At 48.4% G+C, this 244-nt stretch carries 1 protein-coding gene; it reads right to left on the reverse strand.

The genetic code is table 11. From position 1 onward, the window contains the following. A partial coding sequence (locus Q1A46_RS20855) for a hypothetical protein (protein WP_299683594.1) occupies positions 1 to 244 on the reverse strand: 244 nt, incomplete at both ends.

Raw genomic sequence — 244 nt, forward strand, 5'->3', positions numbered from 1 at the left:
TAGCTTCCATCTGGATTCGTAGTCGTACTTGGCTCACCTGGATCTTGAACTCCATCTCCATCTAAGTCTGCAAATACGGTAACACCGCCTAAACCGCTCTCTGAACCGTCTTGTGTTCCGTTTCCGTTGGTATCGCCGTAAACAACTCCACTAACATCACCTTGTGGTTGGTATCCGTCGTTTCCTGCATCAACACTTCCGCCTCCTACTGGGGTAACTGAAGTTGGGTTTGTTCCTTCTGTTT

This window comes from uncultured Tenacibaculum sp., from assembly GCF_947502995.1.
Classification (GTDB): domain Bacteria; phylum Bacteroidota; class Bacteroidia; order Flavobacteriales; family Flavobacteriaceae; genus Polaribacter.